This is a genomic window from Paenibacillus sp. FSL E2-0177 (assembly GCF_037992975.1).
GTDB classification, from domain to species: Bacteria; Bacillota; Bacilli; order Paenibacillales; family Paenibacillaceae; genus Paenibacillus_AQ; species Paenibacillus_AQ odorifer.
In genome coordinates this window covers 3,470,322-3,489,975 of record NZ_CP150307.1, presented here as the reverse complement: position 1 = coordinate 3,489,975, position 19,654 = coordinate 3,470,322, and the positions used below count along the sequence as shown (strand labels likewise).

Genomic DNA, 19,654 nt, shown 5'->3' with positions numbered 1-19,654 from the left:
ACACGATTTCCTGTGTGATACCGAGCCCGCCCGCTTTATGCCTCTGCAGCCACTTCAGCGATTGCTTCGCTCAGTAGCTCAAAGGATCGGAGCCGTTTGTCAAAGGGATGTACATTCGTCGTTATGATGAACTCCTCGACACCGGATGCCTCTGAAAGTTCCAACAACTGTTCACGGACAGATGATTTTGTTCCCTTGGTAATCTCCGGTTCCAGCTCTTCAATCGTGTAGGCTTCATTGCTCTGGCGGGCAAATTCCTCCGCCTGTTCCAAGGTCCCTACTGTCAGCTTCTTCCCGCTCGCCAGTTGAATCCGGATCAGCTTATGCGCACCTGCCAGTTCTTTCGCTCCCTCCTCAGTCTCAGCCACCACTAACGCTAAAGCGATAATCGCTTGCGGTTGTCTGCCCTGTGAAGAAGCGAAACCGCTGCGGTAAGCACGAATGGCATCCAGCGCTACCGCCTTATCGCTGTTAATAAACAGGGAGAATACGTACGGTAACCCCAGTTCAGCGGCAATTTCCGCGCTGCTTACACTCGCGCCAAGGACATACAACTCAGGAGGAATACCAGGAAGGGGACCTGCCTTCAACCCTGCCAGCGGATGGTTTTCTTCGAGGCGGTTATGTACATACTTTTCAAGCTCGATGATTTTGTCCGTCAGGTCTGGGGTTTCAGCTTTTCCCTGCTGTAGTGCCTGTGTGCTACGTGGGAGTCCACCGGGAGCACGTCCCACACCGAGATCCACTCGTCCAGGAGCCAGTGTAGACAGCACATTGAAGTTCTCCGCTACCTTATATGGGCTGTAATGCTGGAGCATGATGCCACCGGAGCCAATGCGGATTCGCTCTGTTTTAGCCAGAAGATGTGAGATAAGTACTTCCGGGGAAGAACCGGCTACCTGCTCGGAGTCATGATGCTCCGAAACCCAGAACCGGTGGAATCCAAGCTCTTCGGACAGTTGTGCCAGCTTGATCGTATGCTGGAATGCTTCCTCCGGCGTTTCTCCCGGATAGATCGGACTTTGATCAAGTACGCTGATTGTAATAGCCATTGTTTTGCCTCCTATATAGAATAGTTAAATTCAGGTGTAATCCGCTTCAGGAACTGCTTCGTTCTTTCTTCGCGCGGATGGTTAAACAGCTCTGCCGGAGTCCCTTCTTCAACAATGACGCCTCCGTCCATAAAAACCACATGATTCGCCACATCGCGAGCAAAGCCCATTTCATGAGTCACCACGATCATTGTGATGCCTTCCTTGGCAATTTTACGGATGACGGCCAGCACCTCACCCACTAACTCTGGGTCCAACGCCGATGTGGGTTCGTCGAACAATATAACCTCCGGCTCGAGCGCCAAGGCACGGGCAATGCCAACCCGCTGCTGCTGGCCTCCGGACAGCTGACTTGGATAGGCGTCCAGCTTGCTGCCAAGACCAACCTTTTCAAGTAAGGCGATACTCCGATTTTTCGCTTCGTCCTTCGGAAGCTTTTTGACAATCAGCAGTCCCTCCATCACGTTCTCCAGTGCGGTTTTATGGCGGAATAAATTGTACTGCTGGAACACCATTGCCGTTTTTTGCCGGAGCAGATGAATCTCCTTTTTGCGGGGATGTTTGCAGTTCACTTTGAAATCGCCGATGGCGATCTCTCCGCTGCTTGGCTTCTCCAGATAATTCACACAGCGTAAAAGTGTCGTTTTGCCTGAGCCGCTGGGACCGAGAATGACGACAACTTCACCCTTCGTCACCGTTAAATCTATATTGTTGAGCACCTGATTCCGACCAAATGACTTCGAAATTTGCGCAAGCTTGATCATGCTACTCCACCTCGATTGTACAGATTAATTCTTTTTTCAATCAGCGACGTCACGCGTTCGATTAGGAACGTAAGTCCCCAGAAAATCAGCGCTGCCGCCAGATAAGCCTCAAAAAACTTCCAGTTCGTTGAAGCTACAATTTGCGCCTTAGCATTGATATCCACCACCGAAACGGTAAAAGCAAGGGTAGATCCATGCAGCATACCGATTACCGAATTTGACAGATTAGGCAGACTCGCCGCCAGCGCCTGAGGAAAAACAATCCGCCGCAGTGCCTGGGGTGTGGTCATTCCGATAGAATGGGCCGCTTCCAGCTGACCGCGATCCACAGCAAGCAGACCGGAACGGACGACCTCGGACATATAGGCTCCCGCTGTAATCGAGAATGAAATATAGGCAAAACCGATCATCGGAATGGCTACCGACCTGAAGCTCCAGCCGAACTGCACTGCCAGACCATCGATTAACACGGGAAGCCCAAAATAGATAAGCAAAAGATGCGTCAGCATCGGTGTCCCGCGGATGAACGTAACATAACCGACAGCCAGCGGATACAGCAGTGGAATTCTGTATATCCGGATCAACGCTACAGCCACACCAATCACAAATCCAATGAGTACTGAGACAGCAGTAATAGATAAGGTCACAGGAATTGCACTTAAAATTTGCACCAGAGCAGTCCAGATAAAAGATGGATCCAGCTTCATAATCCGCTACCTCCTTTACCCGGTCCAAGTTCAGCAATGATGCGGCGGTAGGACCAGCTTTTGTTGATTTTGAACGATTTTTTCTCCGGTGTATTCCGTTTCTCATGCCGCAGCAGCCGGCGTTCTGCTATAAGCAGCAGTTTCTCAATTGTAAAGCTGATGACCAGATAGATTAGCGCAAGCGCGATATACGTTTCAATAAAATGCTGAGTTAAGCTGCCTAGCGTCTGTGCTTTACCTGACATTTCCATCACCCCAAGAGTAAAGGCCAATGACGTATCTTTCAGTAGAGCAATCACCAGATTGGAGAATACCGGAACTGCGATTCCGAGCGCCTGCGGCAGCACGATTCGCGTAAAGGCTTGAAACCCCGTCATCCCTGTAGCATAAGCAGCCTCTACCTGCCCCTTATCCACCGCCATTACAGAAGCCCGGATCATTTCGGACATGTATGCTCCCGTATGCAGCCCGTAAGTAAGAATCACAAAAACAAGCACCGGAGTCCGGGTCATATCGACATGAACCAGCTTCATAATTTCGGGCAGACCATAATAAAACAAGAAGAGCTGGATAAGAATCGGAGTTCCCCGAAAAAAAGAAATATAGATTTCGGAGATGGTTTTTAACACAGGCACTTTATAAAGTCTTGGCAGAGCTACGAGAAAGCCGACAAGAATTCCTGTCAGTAGAGAACAGGCGACAATCAGAAGCGTGGTGCTTAAAGTCCCTAGTAACTTAGGCAAAAACGAAAATACAAAGCTGATATCAAACTGTGCGCCCATATATTCCCCCCCTTCCCGTGCTCACCGGCTCAATCATTTCACCGAATCCGCTGTAACATCCGCACCCAACCATTCCGTACTAAGCTTGCCTAGTGTGCCGTCTGTCTTCAGCTCTTTAATCGCACTGTCAATCGCATCTGACAGCTTTTGTGAATCGGCATCATCCTTACGGAAAACATAGAGAATATCCGCGGATGACAGCTCGTCACCCGTAGCTTTTAGCTGACTCTGCGGATCAATGATCGGCAGGACAAAATCTGCAGCCAGCGTAGCGTCCACACGCCCAGTACTAATCTGTGCGACGGTATCATTCGCTGCACCATTCTGATACACGATATCAATCGCATTGTCATTCTCTTTATTGTAGTTCTCGAGTATTTGTGCTTGTGCACTCGTTGCACCTACAAGTACCTTTTTCCCTTTGAGATCATCAAGCGATTGGATTGAATTATTATCCTTTGCCACTACAATGCGGTTTCTCCAGTGGGCATAGGCTTCTTTGTTAAAAGAGTACTTCAGCTCCCGTTCCGGATTTTTCTCCATGACATGGGCGACCAAATCGATTTTTTTGGTTTCCAGGCTCAGCAGCAGATTGCTGAAATCCATGGTTTGAAATTCGAATTCATATTCTGGCAGCTGCTTATCGATTTCTTTGAGCAGTTCCACATCAAATCCGGTGAGTTTGCCGTTCTCATCTATGAAGCAGACTTTCGGAAAAGCAGTACCCGTGCCCACAATGATCTTAGTTACCTTTGCCGAATCCTTTGCCGGTGCCGCAGCTTCTGCTGCATTTCCATTCTGATTGCTGCTAGCGCTGTTACTGTTGTTTCCGCAGCCGGCAATCGCCAGTGTCAATACCGATGCAAATACTAGTGAAATGGACTTTTTCATTGTTTTATCCCCTTTGAATGAACTGTGGTTTGTCTGTAAGTGTTTTTTTCATCAGATACATAATGCCGTCACCGTTCTGCTGATCCAGTTCTAAAAACCGTTCGTACCCCCGGCGTTCATACATTTGAACCAACCACGGATGTTTCTTCGCCGTTGCCAGCGTGACTGCAGCCGAACGTAACTGTCCAGCAATAATGTTCTCTTCAACCCAATCCAAAAGTTTTCCACCATAACCTTTGTTACTGTAATCTGGATGAGCAGCAAACCATTTGATAAAAGGCAGTGGGCTAATCTTCTTAATCTCTTCTTCCTTTGAAAGGGTTATGGTTGCAACTATCGTTCCGTCAACTTCAAGCACATAACACTCATTCGTAGCTATATTGTCTTCAATAAGCGCCAAGTCGGCTGTGGCCGCCGGCCAATGCAGCCCGAGTTCACGAATCAGCTGATAGGCACGATATGTAACATCTAGCAATTGCTCCGCATCCTTCAGTTCTGCTAGCCTGAATACCTCACTCATCACATGCCCTCCAGCCTTTCGGAAATTAATTTAATAATCCCTATCGAAATAGTCGTGATTATATGCAATTAACTTTATCACTGCATGTGTCCACGCGCTAATAGAGTTTTTTAATACATCTATACAATTAGTCGATCTCCCACTTTACCAATCCCCAGTTCAAGCAAGGTTTCGATGAATTCTGCGTTCTCTCCATTCAGTGAAATCAGGCTGGTTCGCAAGGAGATGCCTTCCGTCTCCGCAATATCCACCCGGATCAGCGACCCCGTCGCCACTTCCTCTTGCACACTGAGGGCGGGAAGGAAACAGATGCCTGCTTTTTTCAATACCAGCTTTTTGGCTGTCTCCAGGTTATCTACCTGATATTCAATCTTCGGTGGCTGTTCCATACTCTCAAATACACGATGCAGCCGCATCCAATCCAAAGATCCGCATTCAAAAAAAACCAACGTCTCCTGGCGGATATCCTCCAGTGAAGCCCGCTGTGCTTTAGCAAAGCGGTGTCCCTCATGTACATACAGTGAGATGGGGTCCTCGCAGAATGGAAAGGTTTGAATTGCCGGATTTACGACCTTACGGATAAAAGCCAAATCAAGCTCTTTCGATTTTAACTTTTCAGTCAATACTTCCGTAGAAGCTGTCATAAGCTTGATTGTGATATGAGGATATCTGCGCTTTAAATGAAGCATCAGATGGGGCATTAAATAATTGGAAACCGAGACCGTACTGCCGATTCTCAGTTCATTTGGAATGTGCCCCTTAGCCTGAACCTGATATTTACCGTTCTGATAAATCTGAAGAATCTGCTGCGCATAGGGTAGAAACTGTTTACCTTTATCCGTCAGGTTAATCTGCTTCCCCAACCGATCAAACACTTTGCAATCCAGTTCCCTTTCTAGCGATTGGATCCGGGCCGTTACTGTCGGCTGTGAGATATATAGGACTTCGGCCGCTTTATTGAAGCTTCCATAATGATTGATGTAGACAAAGGCCTCAATATTTTCAATGTTCATCCCTAATCCCCCTATGCTTTTATTAATTTTACTATTCCGATGAAAAAACAATGAATTATAGCGATGCTTTCCTATAGATTTTGTTTATATCTTAGTCATCGCCCTATTTTTTGTCAACAATTAATTCCGTGTAAATCAATCGGATTTTGAATCAAACGTTATGTTTATTTCATATAGAACTTTTCTATTCCTATATCAGAATTATAAAACACCTCTTATTCCACTGGGAATTATCATATATAATAATTTCATTCGAATGAACATTACATTTGTCTGAAAGGGGATAGCGAAAACATGTCACAAAAGATCATTATCCGTGAAGCTGAGAATAAAGATCGTAATGCTATCGCCGAAGTGCTGTTAGATGCATACCACCAATATTCGGAGATCATGCCTGAGCCGTTGTGGCTGGAGTATCGGAAATCGCTTCTTGATTCCGTTCATGGTGATACCCCGCTCGTACGGATCATCGCTGAAATCGACAAGAAAATCGTTGGTAGCGCACTCTTGTTCAGCTCCTCGGAAACGGCTTACGGGAAACCGGAGCTCGGGATTCACTCCCCGATCCTACGTCTGCTAGCCGTATCTCCATCCGCTCGTGGTCTTGGCGTTGCAACCCTTCTGATTCGCGATGCTGCACGGAGATCACTACAGTTGGGTGCCACCACCTTGAACCTGCACACCTCGGAAATGATGTCTTCAGCCATCAAACTGTACCAGCGCTTAGGCTTTAATCGTGCATATGAGACCGATCTTATGAACGGTGACACTCTAGTACAAGGCTTCCGGCTAGACCTGCTGTCCTCCGTCCGTTCTACAGCGGGACAAATATAGAATTCGAGAATTCTTAAATATTTGTCTTTTAAATATAAAAAGAAGCCTCGGAAAGCTTCCCCAATGATCTTGTGTGATCGTTACGGTGAACTCCCGAGGCTTATTTATTTTTCTTTTTTATAAGTGATTTCTTTAAAACTCACAGTGATTTCCCCCGTATTATCGGCATCGCCCATTCGAAGATCTGTAGTAACGATAGCACGGGAAGGGATGGACGAAAAGCTTGCCCCCTTCTGCTTCTTTTTTACATCATAGAGATAATAAGAAACATCCTTAACATTAAGCCCTACATTATCCTTGTGTATAAGTTCTACAGTATAGGATTTTATCACGGCTACATTAGCGTCCATCCACCCCACAACTTCAATAGCTGTATCTTCATGGTTGCCTTCAGTCTTAATGGAGCCGATGGAATGACCATCCTGATTATAAAAATTAATTTTTTGTGCAGCTATTTTCAGATAATCGATATCGATGTCAAGAATTCGGTTTTCGTTGATCTCTGCTGAATCCATCCAGGCAATCGTGCCCGCGGGGTTCCACTTTATTTTCTCAGAAGGTACATATTGCTCTTGTGGTAACGGAACAGTACGAAGAGAAACTCCTTTATTATCGTAAAAGGTTAATTCGCCGCTCTCATCATCATGTACAAATCTTTTAAAAGTTGGTGAGAGGAACAGGGATGGCGCCCCGGTCGTCGAATGTGGGATTACGCGATATTTCAGAAGATGGACATCGTCCTTTCCCGTTTTCAGATCAAAGATCCATACATTGCCGAGATAACTCTGCATAAACAATTTTTGCTCATCAGCTTTCCATTGAAATTTATAAATGTAATCATAATCATCAGAAAGCGGCCAGAAGTTTTCCCGAAGTCGTTCAATCTTTCCTGTAAGAACATTATATGAGGACAAATGATATTGCCCAGCTTTTTTCGTCACATCCGATTCCAGAAATAATAGATGATCCTCATCCAGCGGGATTAGCATATTATAGTTGCTCATAAAAGCATTATTCCATAGATTATTGGAATCGTTGAGCTCGTCACTCCATTTCACCTTTACCTCATCCGTAGCAGGATCATGGGCTAATAAAGCGTTGACAGCATTATGGTCGCCATAGAAAAGATGAATGGTATGATAAGAGATCCCTTGCAGTTCAACTACTGCTCCACCGTTTAACAGATAGTTATTTTCGGATAGGCCAACCGGTTTGGCCACCAGATCTCCAATAGAGTTCCGTTCTGTATTAAACTCCAAACCATTAAATTTTGCTTCCGAGAACAGAATCTTCTTTAACTCGGCAGTTGATTCCTTAGTAAGTGTGTAGCCTGTATCCGTTTTGTTCACATTCATTAACATGCCTTGCTCGCTTGTCTCGTTAATCCATAAATGAAAGGCATATTTATTATTATCTGAAATTAGAACGATATCGTAGTTAGGCGTTGCGGTATTTAAATTCCCTGGTATTTGTTCAGCAGTACGGATGGCTCGGACGAAAGTATCTATGGTTTCATGATCTGTGTATTCATCCTTTATGTTAGCATTCACTGAACCATGTGCTAGAGCGTTTGCTAATGTGATTCGCTTGATGGTCTCATCTAATTTTAGATTATCTGATTCTACTTGTTGTTCAGTTGATTGAAATAAGGTAAGCAAAGCAGCCTTATCCGTTTCAGATAACTTGTAATGCCCATTTACTCCTGATTTGGTGAAAAGACCATTATTATTGCCCATAATCCAGAATGAGAATTTTTCGTTTTCTTTACTCTTCAATTCAACAGTAACCTCATAATCAGGTGCTGCAATATCAAGCTTCGCGTTGTCATACTCAGCAGTATGTATAGCTTTATTGAAACGTTCTATTAGCTTTTGGTCCGTTATGGTTATTAATCCGCCGCTATCATTATGGATTGTAATGGAGTCCACAGAACTCAGATCGATTAGCTTTTTATTCGCTTTATCTTTACTCCCTGTATTGGCACATCCAACAAAGATTATTGAAATAACTGCTAAAAGGGCTAGTAGATTTAACTTTTTCATATAGGCTCCCCCTTCTTATTCTCTCTTCTTTGACGCCGGATAGAGGATAAAGTTGCAAAAAATGAGATTTTACACCTATTTAAAAAGATCTAATTAAGCCAAATCTAGCCTGTAACCATTGGATCTGATTCTTGGCCTGAACAAAAGTACAGTGTTTGTAGCGATAAAAAAAGCCACCGCACAGGCCTGTTCTCCTGTAAGGCAGCTTCTTCTTTATCTCATTATATCTTTTACAGCACCCGTCAGTACACCAATAACTTCTTGCTCGGAGGCCAGCGGAGAGTCTCCTTCTACTGTGTGGGCTAGCATTCCGGCCGCGGCCGCAAAGGCTACAGTATGCTGAGGATCAAAACCTTCCAGCTCACCATGAATTATACCACTGGCATAAGCATCTCCAGCCCCGACTCTATCAAGCACCGGAAAGCTTAAGGTCTCGGAATATGCGAAGCGACCGGATTTGAAGATATAACCGCGCAATGAATGGCGGTTATCATCATGGATGGACCGATGCGTTCCTGCTACCGTACTTAGACTGTAGCGTGAAGCTACTGTGGGAATCAGCTCCTGAAGTTGTTCTTCTCTTGAAGTTCCTTCGGGCTTCATACCAAGGATTAGCATTGCGTCTTTTTCATTCATCAGCACGATGTCGGCCAAATGCAGCATGTCTTCGTAATGGGAGCGCGCCAGCTCATAGCCTCTCTCCCCCCAGAGCGATGGGCGGTAATTGCAGTCAAAAACGACTAGACCACCGTGTTGCTTAACCGTTTTTGCATAAGTTTTCATCGCTTTTCGCACATCATCGTTCATTGCCAGTGTTATCCCGCAGAAATGAACAGCATCCGCGAGGTCTGCCAGCTCTGCGAATGGATAAGTACCCGGAGGAGCAGTATTGAAGCTGCTCTCCGGGCGACCGGAATAAGTCACTCGGGAGGGGCGAGCCCCGAATCCGTTTTCAAGAAAGTACATCCCTATACTTGAGCCCCCGCGTTGGATATGCTCCGGCTGGATGCCCAGTCGCCGAAGATAGGCTGTTGCTGCGTCACCAATAGGATTCGCAGGCAGTCTGGACACCAAAGTCCCCCGATGTCCGTATCGGGACAATGCGGACAGTACATTGACTCCGGTGCCGGAGAACGAATACTTCAGCAGGTTACCCTGAGATAACAGTTCAAAGCCCGGTACCTGTAGCCGCATCATTATTTCACCAAAAGCGGCGATATGTTTAGGCATATTGATCTGCCAGCTTTTTCATCGTCCGATACAGCTGTTGTATGTCCGCCACTCTCGTTCTTCCGCTCTGCGGATCGATGATCGATGTATAGACATGGGGAATCACCTGCGGCACTCCCGCTTCCAATATAATAGACAAGATCTCTTCAAAGTTGTCCAGATCGATACCGCCGGTCGGCTCCAGCGCAAAACCCTCTTCCGCACAGGCTTTGGCCACAGCGATTAGCTCCGCTTTACGGCTCAGCCCCTGCATCGGAAAATACTTTAAAGCATTTCCGCCCATATCCCGAACCAATGCAATCGCCGCATTTACGGGAATTACAGCGGGTACAGATTGTGCCGCACTGGCCGGGCCGGTGGAGATATTCACAAAACCAGGTTGTCCCGTTGGTGCGATCATGCTGTTAATCCAACTATCTTTCGCTCCAAGGTTAGCACGGGTCGCACCAACTGCTGGGAATACCTGATTAATGTGGCTGCCAGCATAGGATTTGACAATCTCTGCAACAACAGCAGCTTGCCGATTATCACCCGCACCTAGTCCTATTGATACCGCACCGTCAATTTCCCGCCCATATGCCTCCATCGCCTGCACGGCTTCTTCTACCGTTGCATAGTCTTTGGACAATACACCGACCAGTACATAACCTTCGGCAGCAGCAAACACCTCTTTGGCATTTTCTATATCCTTAGCCAATACGTTTAAGGCCACCCGACCTTTATAGAACCGCTTGTTAATTTCAGACATTGCTTGCCCCTCCTGTCAATTCCCTTATCCTCGCTGTAATCATTTCTATGTCATCACCCATTAGCGGACGCGGGTCAATATCAAAATAACCTTGCCTTACCCCATAGTCTCTAGTGTAAATAGCCACTTCACCTTGTTGAAGCTGCTGGGACAGCTCAAGTGCTGTTATTGCGCACTGATTCGGGTCCACATGGATGCGTCCACGGTAAATCGCCCGGCCTGCTTCATCCTGCACGATAGTTACCCGAATTCCGGGAAGCCCATCGAGCGGCATCAGCAATTGGAGCGTAGCTTTTTCCTTTTCGCTTGTATCCTGTTTGTGAGCATATTCATCCAACGCTTGCATCAGGCCGAAGGATGTTTCCTTACCAACCTTCATGCTGCGTCCAATGCCGTGAAGCTGCACTTTTAGCCATTCAATATAAAGACGTTTTCCCGCCACAAGTCCGGATGTTGGACCTTCTATGGCTTTGGAGCCACTATAAATGACCAGATCGGATATTTGCACGTATTTCTGCAGATCCTCTTCCGCTGCAGCATCTACAATAAGCGGGACGTTATGAGTTTGAGCCACAGCCCAAGCTTCCTCTACAGAGATCATATTCTTCTGAACGGCATGATGAGATTTGACATACAAGATAGCCGCAGTCTGATCCGAGATCGCAGCAGCCAAATGCTCCGCCCGTCCTTCATTGGCATAACCTGCTTCCACCACTTTACCGCCGCCGAGATAAACCATGGTTTCCACTGGTGCACCGTATTGTACGTTATGACCTTTTAACATCACAATTTCATTTCTAAAAATGCTATCCTGATGGAGCCGTAGACTTGTACGAATATTACCGCGGGTTACCAGCGCCGCCACGGATAAAGCAATTCCACTGGAAGCCGAGTTCACGATCACCGCTGCTTCAGAACCTGTATGACGTGCAACATAATCCCCCGCTTTATCCACCAAATCGGCGATTTCCACATAACTCTGTCCGCCTTGACGCATAGCTTCCATCACCGTATCGGTCGGTGCCGATACCCCGAGGATGCTCATCCGGCCGCTTGCATTAATAACTCTTTTCAGGCCGTATTTCGCATTCCATGTATTTGTCACCTATGATCACTCCTATTGCTTGAATGGTTTGCTGTGCTACCCGGCGTTCCCCCTCAGAATCTACCAGTTCAATCTTCTTATCCGTCACACGAAAAAGGGTCAGATTCGCCTTGTTATTGATCCGAATCTCCCCAAGTTCCGGGCGTCCCAGCCACTGGGCTGCTCTGCTTGTCACCCGTGCAATTGTATCTTCAAGGGAATATCCCAGTGCAAGGAATTTGTTCAACAGATTCGCCATGGAGTAGACGGGACCATTGATACGGTTGCCTCTGTATATGTCTGTGCTGATCGTATCCGGATCAATACCGTTTTGTTTGGCCGCCTCGGCCACAGCGAACGAGAAGCTAGCCGTACCATGTCCCACATCCAAGTGAACTCCACGCTCAATAGCATCTCTCAGCACTTGGAGCGGTCGATTCTCCTTATCGAACAAATTGTTGCTTTTACCATTTAGATAATGGGTTATCACGTCGTTGCGTTGAAGTAGCGGTAAAACCTCACGGATATCCGGCGGTGCGGAGCCTATATGTACCATCAGCGGCAGCCCGGTCTTTTCCGAAAGCTCCAGTGCATGTTGAAGCGGTTGAATGCCATTGTCACCCACTACGCTTTTGCTGATTCTGGCCTTCAAGCCTACGATAAATTCAGGATAAGCAACTACCGCCTGAAGCACCTTTTCATGATCAATCCACTCTAGTTGGGACAACTCGTCAATTCGCATCAGGCCAATCTTTGAAATGTTAAGAAAAGCAAGCAGTTGCGTTGCCGACTTTTTCCCCGCCTCTGCCAGCTCACCAATACGCTCCGCTCCGCAGCTACCTGCGTCCACGAGCGTAGTCACGCCACATTTGATTCCGATTTCATCGATCTCGTCTCCATACGGATTCAATTCTGCAAACGCATGTACATGCAAGTCGATCCAGCCGCTAGAGACATACGCCCCATTGGCTTCCACGACCTTGAAACCATGGTCTTCGGCGGTGCCTCGGGGAACAATCTGGACTACGTTGCCATCAGCTATGACAATGTCCACTTCCGCTCCATTCAGGACTTTCGCCCGGCGGAGGAGCAAACGTTCTGCTGTCATCGTCACACCTTCTTTCCAAATTCAGAACATTACCGTCCTAGGTCTTTCCCGCACAATCTATAACACAAACAGTCCCAATGGATGTAGGATCTTTTTTCACAGGGACTGTTTGGATGAACTATTTATTCTTTATCACTACCGTGTTCAGACCCGAAAACCCTTTAAAAAATTCACAGCCTGGCGGATATCTTCCTCCGGATTAGTGCCAACTTCCCGTTCTATGGTCAGGAATCCTGTATAACCGATGTCGTTCAGTGCTTGCAGATAGTTGTTCCAATCAACAGAACCCGCTCCGAGCGGAACTTCACGGAATGCCGAGCCGGTCTCGGCCATTTCAGCGATTTTCTCATGGTCTAATGCTGGTGCTTCATAACCATATTGACCGTAAACATCGCGTGGATCGATATCGGCAAGCTTGAGACCATCTTTAGCATGGGTGTGTACAATGTAGTCTTTTAGAGTATGAACACCTTGCACCGGATCATCACCAGTCACCATGACCATATTGGCCGGATCAAAATTAACGGAAACCCCTCTGGAACCCAGACCGTCGAGGAACGTCTTCAGACGTGCAGCGGGTTCTGGCCCAGTCTCAATCGCAAAATAAGAATTCATCTCATGTGCATATCTGCTAAGTTCCTCACAGGCAATGTGCATGGTTTCATAGATTTTACTGGCAGGGTTAGAAGGAACAATACCGATATGTGTAGTTACGATATCTGTACCTAGCTCCTTGGCCAGCTCCATAATGCGCTTGGACTTTTCAATTTTGGCACGGTTCTGGGCAGGGTCCTGAAAGCCATGTCCGCCTAAATCTCCAACGATGGCAGAGATTTCTAAACCTAGCGAAGCAATGTAATCCTTCCATTCACGGCGTGCTGACTGAGAGAGAGTAGCGGGATCAAATTCGCCTTGTACCGCATAAATCTGAACTCCATCTGCCCCAGCTTCTTTTGCCTTGCGCAATCCCTCTTTCACTCCCACCTGAAAGCTGTCTACGATAACACCGATTTTATTAGTGATAATTGGTTTAACCATGGCATAATCCTCCAGTATAATGAATTAGATTTGGTTCCAAACCCGCTTGATGTATTCCAGCCCCAGTCTTGTTCCCTTACGGCACTCTTCCATTCCCTCAAATTCTACAGAGATATATCCATCGTAACCGCTTTCCTTAACGATTCGAATTACACTCGGCATATCGATGTCTCCTTGACCAACGATGGCACCTCTCAACCAGTTCCCACCGGAGGATTGGAACCAACCTTCGCCAGGCTGGCGGTCTTGCGGACGAATATAGAAATCTTTGAAATGCACCATTGAAGCAAGCTTGATGTTGTTAGGTACAGCTATTAGCGGGTTCTCATCTGCGCACAGGAAGTTCCCAATGTCGAGTGTTGTACGGAAGTTGTCTCTACCCACCGCATGAACCAGCGCCTGTACACGATCGCTGTGCTGAATAAAGTATCCATGATTCTCCACACTGGTCGTAATGCCTAAACCTGCGGCATAATCAGCAATTTCTCGGCAGGCTTCAGCCAAACGTGGAAGCTCTTCCAAAAAATGCGTGATGGATAGATCGTTTGAGGAGGCTACATCATGCCGCATCCGCTGAATGCCTAATGCCGCGCACACGTCTACTTCCCGCTTTACCCGCTCGACTTCCCGCTGCATTTCCGCTGTCTCCAGCCCGGCAAAGTTCGCCCCGATAGCATAATTGGATAACTCTAGTCCACGACCCGCTGCTGTTCGTACAATCTGATCAATTAGCTCAGGATTTTCAACCAAATTGATACCCAAAGGTACAATCTCCGCATGTTCTGCGCCCAGATCGGCGATCGTCTCAATGACTCCTTCAAGCGTGAGCTCACCCGTTGAAAAAGCCGAATGCAGACTGTAAGTGCTAATTCCTAACTTCATAGTTTCACCTCTTCACCTTTGGCTGCGGATTCATAGATCGCGCCGAGTATCTTCATGATTGTAACGCCGTCTTGCACAGGACTAATTGGTGTAGAGCCGGTACTGATGTTGCTAGCAAAATGATTAATTTCATTCTGGAATGCACTGTTGAACTCAAACCCCTTATTATCGGTCTGCGGATAGGTATTGACGATCGTATCCGCCTGTTCTTTAACAATGACTATCTCAGGATCAATTTCAAAACCACCCTTGTCACCATACAGGCGTACCGAACGCTCGTCTTCTTTGGCATGCAGTGTAAAGCTGACATCGACCATTAGCGAAGCTCCATTCTCAAAGCGAATCAGTGCATTCGCTAAATCTTCCACCGTATTGTTCGCTGCGTCGTAATCGGCGGCTTTATAGAATGAGAGATTCTTAATATTAGAACGATTGCCGAGCTTCCGGTAGGTATTAGCACTTACCGATACTGGATTCGGACGGCCCATCAAATACCAGCATAGATCAATCACATGGACACCAATATCGATCAGCGGTCCGCCGCCGGAGCGTTCAATATCACTGAACCAGCCGCCGGGATTGCCTAGTCTCCGGAACGTCGTTGCTTTTGCATAATAGATTTCGCCGAATTCTCCTTGTTCCACCAACGTCTGAAGGAGCTGGGCATTGGAGTCATAACGTCGTACAAAGCCTACTTGCAAAATCTTGCCGCTCTTTTCCACTGCTTGCTGTACCTGAAGCGCTTCTTCAACCGTACGGCAAAGCGGCTTTTCCACAAGCACATGCTTGCCTGCCTCAAGCGCCGCGATACTGATCTCGGCATGAGAGTTGTTCCATGTGCAGATGCTGACTGCATCTATTTCAGAATTGGCCAGTAATTCACGATAATCCGTGTATACCTTCTCGACGTTATATTCTGTAGCAACTTCGCGTGCACGCTCTTCATTCAGATCACATACCGCATATATGGTTGTCTGCGGATTATTCCGATAAGCACTTAAGTGCATGCCGGAGATAGAGCCCGTACCTATTACGCCAATTTTGATCTTATCCATTAACACTCTCTCCTTTATTTTGCATAGGTTATGATTCGTATTATAATGATTTCAACCCTAAACACCATGCAGAGCCTTGCGGTTTCATTTGTACAATTGTGCTATAGGAGGTGCAGTCTATAAATGTTGGACTATGATAAACATCTACAGGAACCCATGGACATGCCGGATCCCGAGTTTCCGATTAAAGTACATACCCAGCGTTTCCACCAAGAAGGAGTTATGTTGTTCCCACATCATTGGCATGAGCATCTTGAGTTTATATTTATTGAAAGTGGTGAGGCTGTTTTTGAGTGCGGACGAACACCGATCAACGTTCGGGCTGGCGATTTAGTTGCTGTGAACAGCAACGAGCTGCATTATGGGGTAAGCGCTTCTTCTGATTTATTGTATTATGCGATTATTGCAGATACTTCTTTGCTGCATAGTGCGGTAAGCGACGCTGCCGAAACCAAGTTCATCGCCCCGATTCAGCGGAACCAGCTGCTGTTACGTAACCATATCCGGGGGGATCAGCATATTACTGACTGTGCTTTGGCGATTATTCGGGAACTGGAACGTCGCGAATTTGGTTACGAGCTGGCCGTCAAGTCCGAGCTATACCGCCTGTTAACGCTGTTGTTGCGCAGACATATCGTCACCGTACTCTCACAAGCTGAGCAAGAGAGGCGTATTCAGACCGTTGAACGCTTCGCACCTGTTTTGCGATATATCGATACCCATTACCAAGAACCGATTCAAGTTGACGAACTTGCGGCGCTAACGGGGCTAAGCCGCTTCCATTTCAGCCGTCTCTTTAAGGAACTAACTGGGCATACGATATCTGAATATGTAAATGCTGTCCGTTTAGACCGTGCAGATTATTTGCTCCGCCATACCCAGCTAACGATTTCTGAAATCGCTACCACTACTGGCTTCAGCGATATCTACTATTTCAGCCGCACCTTCAAAAAGCATAAAAAAGTAACCCCTAGCAGTGTGAGGGGATTCTAGTTAGAGTGAACAAAGGACTGCCTCTTGGCAGTCCTTTGTTAGTGTATACAGCGTTCCTCTAGTTAAACTATTATTGCCATACAAGCTGTCCCTTTCTTATTTTTGCTGCATAGATGATTTGGCCTGTATGATAATGGACTTCTCTCACCATCGCTATCATGAGATTAAGAGCAGTGGTCTCGTTATTTACTTGGCTATATGTAAGGGGTGGCAAATTAAGAAAGGGTTGTGACATCAATAACTCCGGGTTAGATTGGAGCCGTTCAAGGTATTGGATAATAATATCAAAAGCATCCCTGGTCATGGTTATAGCTTGTTCTTTTGTCATTTCTAGACCTCTTTCAAACTCCCTCTCTCTATCTCTTGTATCAGGAATATCTAAAAGAATGGTTTCAATTCGTGAGTGTACTGCCCCGCTAATATGAGCAACTAAATTTGCAATACTGTTACTTTCCACGGTTGGGGACCATGTAATATCCTCTTGGGTACATTGCTCGATTGCTTGGAGCGTCCATTTCTTTTCCGATCTAAATTTAACCAACATACTTTCAATTAACTCAATGGCGATATCCATTGCTAACCTCCTATTGATATAACCTATGTAAATTTTACCAAACTCATCTCTACTGTCAAATGAAATCCAGTACCAATGCTATTTTTATGCCACAATGTTTTGTTACATTCTTATCCGAGCTCCTGAGTAGAGTTAATTGATAACGTTTGTTGGCCTTAAAAGAAGGAGTTGGTATATGACACTGGATCATTCAGATTAGTACAAAAGAGACTGATGAGATTATCTACTATTTTTAGAAAAAGGAGATACGAAATGAAACTTAAAAAATGGATTGCCCCTATCCTCACATGTTCTCTGATGAGCCTCTCTTTCGCTACAGGATCTGCAAGTGCAGCAACTAACAGCGAGTATAGCTTGAAATTCAATGCGACTAACTATACTACAAAGACCATAACGGTGGATGGTCAATCCGTCACTTATCGGGCATATGAGAATATCGTTTATGTAAAGAACCCTGTAGATATTAATTATGAAACTATGAACGTCTATGTCCCTGAGGAATACTTCCAGGGTAAGTCGATCGGTAGTTACACCGCCGATACCGCACCTATCTTCTTCCCAAACCAGGTTGGCGGGTATATGCCTGCTCAGCCAGGTAGTACTGAAACAGGTAAAGGAATGGGTATGGGGGCAGGTCCACAGAACGGCGCTCCGAAAACAGACAAGGAATCCGCAACAGCCCCAGGCGCCGATACAGGAACGGAATTGAATAAACCCGCTGCGGGTAAAGACGAAAACGCAGGAACACCTTCATCTGAATCTCCCAGTGCTATCGCAGTTGCCCTGTCCAAAGGTTATGTGGTCGCATCTCCAGGCGCTCGCGGTAGAACTACAAAGGACGAAAAAGGTGTTTACACTGGTAAGGCACCCGCAGCTATCGTAGATCTGAAGGCGGCTGTCCGCTACCTTCGCTTTAACGACGACATTATGCCTGGTGACGCCGAGAAGATCATCTCTAACGGCACAAGTGCTGGCGGCGCGCTCTCCGCATTACTGGGTGCTACCGGCAACAATGCGGAATATGAGCCTTATTTGGAAGCGATCGGAGCAGCTGATGAGCGTGACGACGTTTTTGCCGTTTCGGCCTACACGCCGATTACGAATCTAGATAACGCAGATGCAGCTTATGAGTGGCAATTCAACGGAATTAACACTTATGAAAAACTTGATTTCTCCGGAAATACGGATTTTAACATGGAAAGAAAGTTGGTAGAAGGAACATTGACGGAGGATCAGATTCAGGTATCTAACGAACTGGAAGCTATGTTCCCTGAATACGTCAATAGTCTAGGACTTACGAATACTGACGGAACAGCTTTGAAGATGGATGCGGACGGCAATGGCACCTTTAAAGATTACATCAAAGCTTTTGTGATCGCTTCAGCGCAAAAAGCGTTAAAATCGGGTACAGATCTGTCCGACAAAACCTGGATCACCATTGAAAATGGCACTGTTACGGATATCGACTATGATCAATATCTTGCATACTTGGGCAGAATGAAACTGCCTGGAGCCTTTGACGGTTTAGACCTGAGCAATGGTGAAAACGATCTATTCGGCACAGCGAATGTCGCTGCACAGCATTTTACTCAGTTCGGTTTGGAGCATGATACAGCGGGGGGAACACTTGCTGACCAGAATCTAGTGAAAATGATGAATCCAATGAACTATATCAGCACTGAGGGAACAACCACTACAAATAATTGGCGGATTCGGATGGGAACCAAGGATAGTGATACTTCCCTCGCTGTTTCTACTATATTGGCAACAGAGCTTGAGAACAAAGGTTCAAACGTTGACTTTGCAATGGCTTGGGATATTCCACACAGCGGAGATTACGATCTGGATGAGCTTTTTGCTTGGGCGGACAAGGTTAGTGCTACTTCACCAAAAGCATCCGCAGCTGCCATTCCTTCCAAATCATCATTGTTGGTGAATGGTAACAAGATATCTGTTAACGCGTACAATATCGACGGCAGCAACTATTTTAAATTACGGGACATTGCTATGGCTGTAAACAACACTACACAACAGTTTGAAGTGACATCGGATGAAAATACGAATACTTTAAACATTACATCTGACAAAACGTACACTCCGACGGGCATTGAACTTTCAGCATCTGTAAATACTAGTTCAAAGACCGGTGTTATGACAGCCACTAAGATAACTTTGAACGGACAAGAGATTTCAGTAACGGGCTATAATATCGGCGGTAGTGAGTATTTTAAGCTGAGGGATATTGCAAAATCACTTGATTTTAATTTGGAATGGGATGCTGGAACGCACACCATAAGTATAGATACTTCTAACATCTATAAGGACAGTAATAAATAA

General features: G+C 46.2%; 19 protein-coding genes. 3 read left to right on the top strand and 16 right to left on the bottom strand.

What is annotated here, in order from left to right:
• Window positions 1–35 precede the first annotated feature (35 nt).
• The 7 genes from MHI25_RS15695 to MHI25_RS15665 form a co-directional block, all read right to left on the bottom strand.
• Window positions 36–1,052: an LLM class flavin-dependent oxidoreductase gene (locus MHI25_RS15695; RefSeq protein WP_340393492.1), complete on the bottom strand. Its 1,017-nt coding sequence runs from the start codon at window positions 1,050–1,052 to the stop codon at window positions 36–38.
• Between the two features lie 11 nt (window positions 1,053–1,063).
• Entirely contained in the window at window positions 1,064–1,816 is a 753-nt protein-coding gene (locus tag MHI25_RS15690) for an amino acid ABC transporter ATP-binding protein (protein ID WP_076125552.1), read from the bottom strand.
• Window positions 1,813–2,523 carry an amino acid ABC transporter permease gene (locus tag MHI25_RS15685; protein WP_076125553.1) on the bottom strand — a complete coding sequence of 237 codons (711 nt, stop codon included), beginning with the start codon at window positions 2,521–2,523 and terminating at the stop codon, window positions 1,813–1,815. The genes MHI25_RS15690 and MHI25_RS15685 overlap by 4 nt, the downstream gene beginning before the upstream one ends.
• Window positions 2,520–3,305 carry an amino acid ABC transporter permease gene (locus MHI25_RS15680; RefSeq protein WP_076125555.1) on the bottom strand — a complete coding sequence of 262 codons (786 nt, stop codon included), beginning with the start codon at window positions 3,303–3,305 and terminating at the stop codon, window positions 2,520–2,522. Before MHI25_RS15680 ends, MHI25_RS15685 begins: the two co-directional genes overlap by 4 nt.
• Before the next feature lie 33 nt (window positions 3,306–3,338).
• Entirely contained in the window at window positions 3,339–4,196 is an 858-nt protein-coding gene (locus tag MHI25_RS15675; RefSeq protein ID WP_076125557.1) for a transporter substrate-binding domain-containing protein, read from the bottom strand.
• 4 nt (window positions 4,197–4,200) lie between these two features.
• Window positions 4,201–4,716, bottom strand: a complete 516-nt coding sequence (locus tag MHI25_RS15670) for a GNAT family N-acetyltransferase (RefSeq protein ID WP_076125558.1) — start codon at window positions 4,714–4,716, stop codon at window positions 4,201–4,203.
• 119 nt (window positions 4,717–4,835) lie between these two features.
• Complete coding sequence (locus MHI25_RS15665; RefSeq protein WP_076309429.1) at window positions 4,836–5,729, bottom strand: LysR family transcriptional regulator; 894 nt, start codon at window positions 5,727–5,729, stop codon at window positions 4,836–4,838.
• 294 nt (window positions 5,730–6,023) lie between these two features.
• On the opposite strand from MHI25_RS15665, the gene MHI25_RS15660 reads away from it, so the two are divergent.
• Complete coding sequence (locus MHI25_RS15660) at window positions 6,024–6,563, top strand: GNAT family N-acetyltransferase (protein WP_076309428.1); 540 nt, start codon at window positions 6,024–6,026, stop codon at window positions 6,561–6,563.
• A 104-nt stretch (window positions 6,564–6,667) separates the two neighbouring features.
• On the opposite strand, the gene MHI25_RS15655 is transcribed toward MHI25_RS15660, so the two are convergent.
• The 8 genes from MHI25_RS15655 to MHI25_RS15620 form a co-directional block, all read right to left on the bottom strand.
• Window positions 6,668–8,605, bottom strand: a complete 1,938-nt coding sequence (locus MHI25_RS15655; RefSeq protein WP_076184628.1) for a hypothetical protein — start codon at window positions 8,603–8,605, stop codon at window positions 6,668–6,670.
• Between the two features lie 213 nt (window positions 8,606–8,818).
• Window positions 8,819–9,835 (bottom strand): sugar kinase, encoded by a 1,017-nt coding sequence (locus tag MHI25_RS15650; RefSeq protein ID WP_076309427.1) that lies wholly within the window; start codon window positions 9,833–9,835, stop codon window positions 8,819–8,821.
• Entirely contained in the window at window positions 9,828–10,583 is a 756-nt protein-coding gene (locus tag MHI25_RS15645) for a KDGP aldolase family protein (RefSeq protein ID WP_076184626.1), read from the bottom strand. Before MHI25_RS15645 ends, MHI25_RS15650 begins: the two co-directional genes overlap by 8 nt.
• Window positions 10,576–11,688 (bottom strand): DgaE family pyridoxal phosphate-dependent ammonia lyase, encoded by a 1,113-nt coding sequence (locus MHI25_RS15640; protein ID WP_076125569.1) that lies wholly within the window; start codon window positions 11,686–11,688, stop codon window positions 10,576–10,578. The genes MHI25_RS15645 and MHI25_RS15640 overlap by 8 nt, the downstream gene beginning before the upstream one ends.
• Window positions 11,642–12,775 carry an amidohydrolase/deacetylase family metallohydrolase gene (locus MHI25_RS15635; RefSeq protein ID WP_076317046.1) on the bottom strand — a complete coding sequence of 378 codons (1,134 nt, stop codon included), beginning with the start codon at window positions 12,773–12,775 and terminating at the stop codon, window positions 11,642–11,644. Before MHI25_RS15635 ends, MHI25_RS15640 begins: the two co-directional genes overlap by 47 nt.
• Before the next feature lie 144 nt (window positions 12,776–12,919).
• Window positions 12,920–13,813, bottom strand: coding sequence for a sugar phosphate isomerase/epimerase family protein (locus tag MHI25_RS15630; protein ID WP_076317047.1), 894 nt, complete (start codon window positions 13,811–13,813; stop codon window positions 12,920–12,922).
• A gap of 24 nt (window positions 13,814–13,837) precedes the next feature.
• A complete protein-coding gene (locus MHI25_RS15625) occupies window positions 13,838–14,695 on the bottom strand; it encodes a sugar phosphate isomerase/epimerase family protein (protein WP_076125572.1) in 858 nt (285 codons plus the stop codon).
• Window positions 14,692–15,750, bottom strand: a complete 1,059-nt coding sequence (locus MHI25_RS15620) for a Gfo/Idh/MocA family oxidoreductase (RefSeq protein WP_076125574.1) — start codon at window positions 15,748–15,750, stop codon at window positions 14,692–14,694. The genes MHI25_RS15625 and MHI25_RS15620 overlap by 4 nt, the downstream gene beginning before the upstream one ends.
• A 123-nt stretch (window positions 15,751–15,873) precedes the next feature.
• Here MHI25_RS15620 and MHI25_RS15615 point away from each other — a divergent pair, with 123 nt between their 5' ends.
• A complete protein-coding gene (locus MHI25_RS15615) occupies window positions 15,874–16,743 on the top strand; it encodes an AraC family transcriptional regulator (RefSeq protein ID WP_076125575.1) in 870 nt (289 codons plus the stop codon).
• A gap of 70 nt (window positions 16,744–16,813) precedes the next feature.
• Here the strand turns inward: MHI25_RS15615 and MHI25_RS15610 are convergent, their stop codons facing one another.
• Entirely contained in the window at window positions 16,814–17,317 is a 504-nt protein-coding gene (locus MHI25_RS15610; RefSeq protein WP_036677310.1) for a DUF1572 family protein, read from the bottom strand.
• Window positions 17,318–17,569: 252 nt separating this feature from the next.
• Here MHI25_RS15610 and MHI25_RS15605 point away from each other — a divergent pair, with 252 nt between their 5' ends.
• Entirely contained in the window at window positions 17,570–19,654 is a 2,085-nt protein-coding gene (locus MHI25_RS15605) for a subtype B tannase (protein WP_340393488.1), read from the top strand.

What these genes read in the sequence shown, in the direction of transcription:
- MHI25_RS15645 (WP_076184626.1), bottom strand. Translation starts at nt 10,583, where the DNA reads ATGTCTGAAATTAACAAGCGGTTCTATAAAGGTCGGGTGGCCTTAAAC.
- MHI25_RS15650 (WP_076309427.1), bottom strand. Translation starts at nt 9,835, where the DNA reads ATGCCTAAACATATCGCCGCTTTTGGTGAAATAATGATGCGGCTACAG.
- MHI25_RS15670 (WP_076125558.1), bottom strand. Translation starts at nt 4,716, where the DNA reads ATGAGTGAGGTATTCAGGCTAGCAGAACTGAAGGATGCGGAGCAATTG.
- MHI25_RS15660 (WP_076309428.1), top strand. Translation starts at nt 6,024, where the DNA reads ATGTCACAAAAGATCATTATCCGTGAAGCTGAGAATAAAGATCGTAAT.
- MHI25_RS15685 (WP_076125553.1), bottom strand. Translation starts at nt 2,523, where the DNA reads ATGAAGCTGGATCCATCTTTTATCTGGACTGCTCTGGTGCAAATTTTA.
- MHI25_RS15630 (WP_076317047.1), bottom strand. Translation starts at nt 13,813, where the DNA reads ATGGTTAAACCAATTATCACTAATAAAATCGGTGTTATCGTAGACAGC.
- MHI25_RS15690 (WP_076125552.1), bottom strand. Translation starts at nt 1,816, where the DNA reads ATGATCAAGCTTGCGCAAATTTCGAAGTCATTTGGTCGGAATCAGGTG.
- MHI25_RS15695 (WP_340393492.1), bottom strand. Translation starts at nt 1,052, where the DNA reads ATGGCTATTACAATCAGCGTACTTGATCAAAGTCCGATCTATCCGGGA.
- MHI25_RS15615 (WP_076125575.1), top strand. Translation starts at nt 15,874, where the DNA reads ATGTTGGACTATGATAAACATCTACAGGAACCCATGGACATGCCGGAT.
- MHI25_RS15620 (WP_076125574.1), bottom strand. Translation starts at nt 15,750, where the DNA reads ATGGATAAGATCAAAATTGGCGTAATAGGTACGGGCTCTATCTCCGGC.
- MHI25_RS15680 (WP_076125555.1), bottom strand. Translation starts at nt 3,305, where the DNA reads ATGGGCGCACAGTTTGATATCAGCTTTGTATTTTCGTTTTTGCCTAAG.
- MHI25_RS15655 (WP_076184628.1), bottom strand. Translation starts at nt 8,605, where the DNA reads ATGAAAAAGTTAAATCTACTAGCCCTTTTAGCAGTTATTTCAATAATC.
- MHI25_RS15610 (WP_036677310.1), bottom strand. Translation starts at nt 17,317, where the DNA reads ATGGATATCGCCATTGAGTTAATTGAAAGTATGTTGGTTAAATTTAGA.
- MHI25_RS15625 (WP_076125572.1), bottom strand. Translation starts at nt 14,695, where the DNA reads ATGAAGTTAGGAATTAGCACTTACAGTCTGCATTCGGCTTTTTCAACG.
- MHI25_RS15635 (WP_076317046.1), bottom strand. Translation starts at nt 12,775, where the DNA reads ATGACAGCAGAACGTTTGCTCCTCCGCCGGGCGAAAGTCCTGAATGGA.
- MHI25_RS15675 (WP_076125557.1), bottom strand. Translation starts at nt 4,196, where the DNA reads ATGAAAAAGTCCATTTCACTAGTATTTGCATCGGTATTGACACTGGCG.
- MHI25_RS15605 (WP_340393488.1), top strand. Translation starts at nt 17,570, where the DNA reads ATGAAACTTAAAAAATGGATTGCCCCTATCCTCACATGTTCTCTGATG.
- MHI25_RS15665 (WP_076309429.1), bottom strand. Translation starts at nt 5,729, where the DNA reads ATGAACATTGAAAATATTGAGGCCTTTGTCTACATCAATCATTATGGA.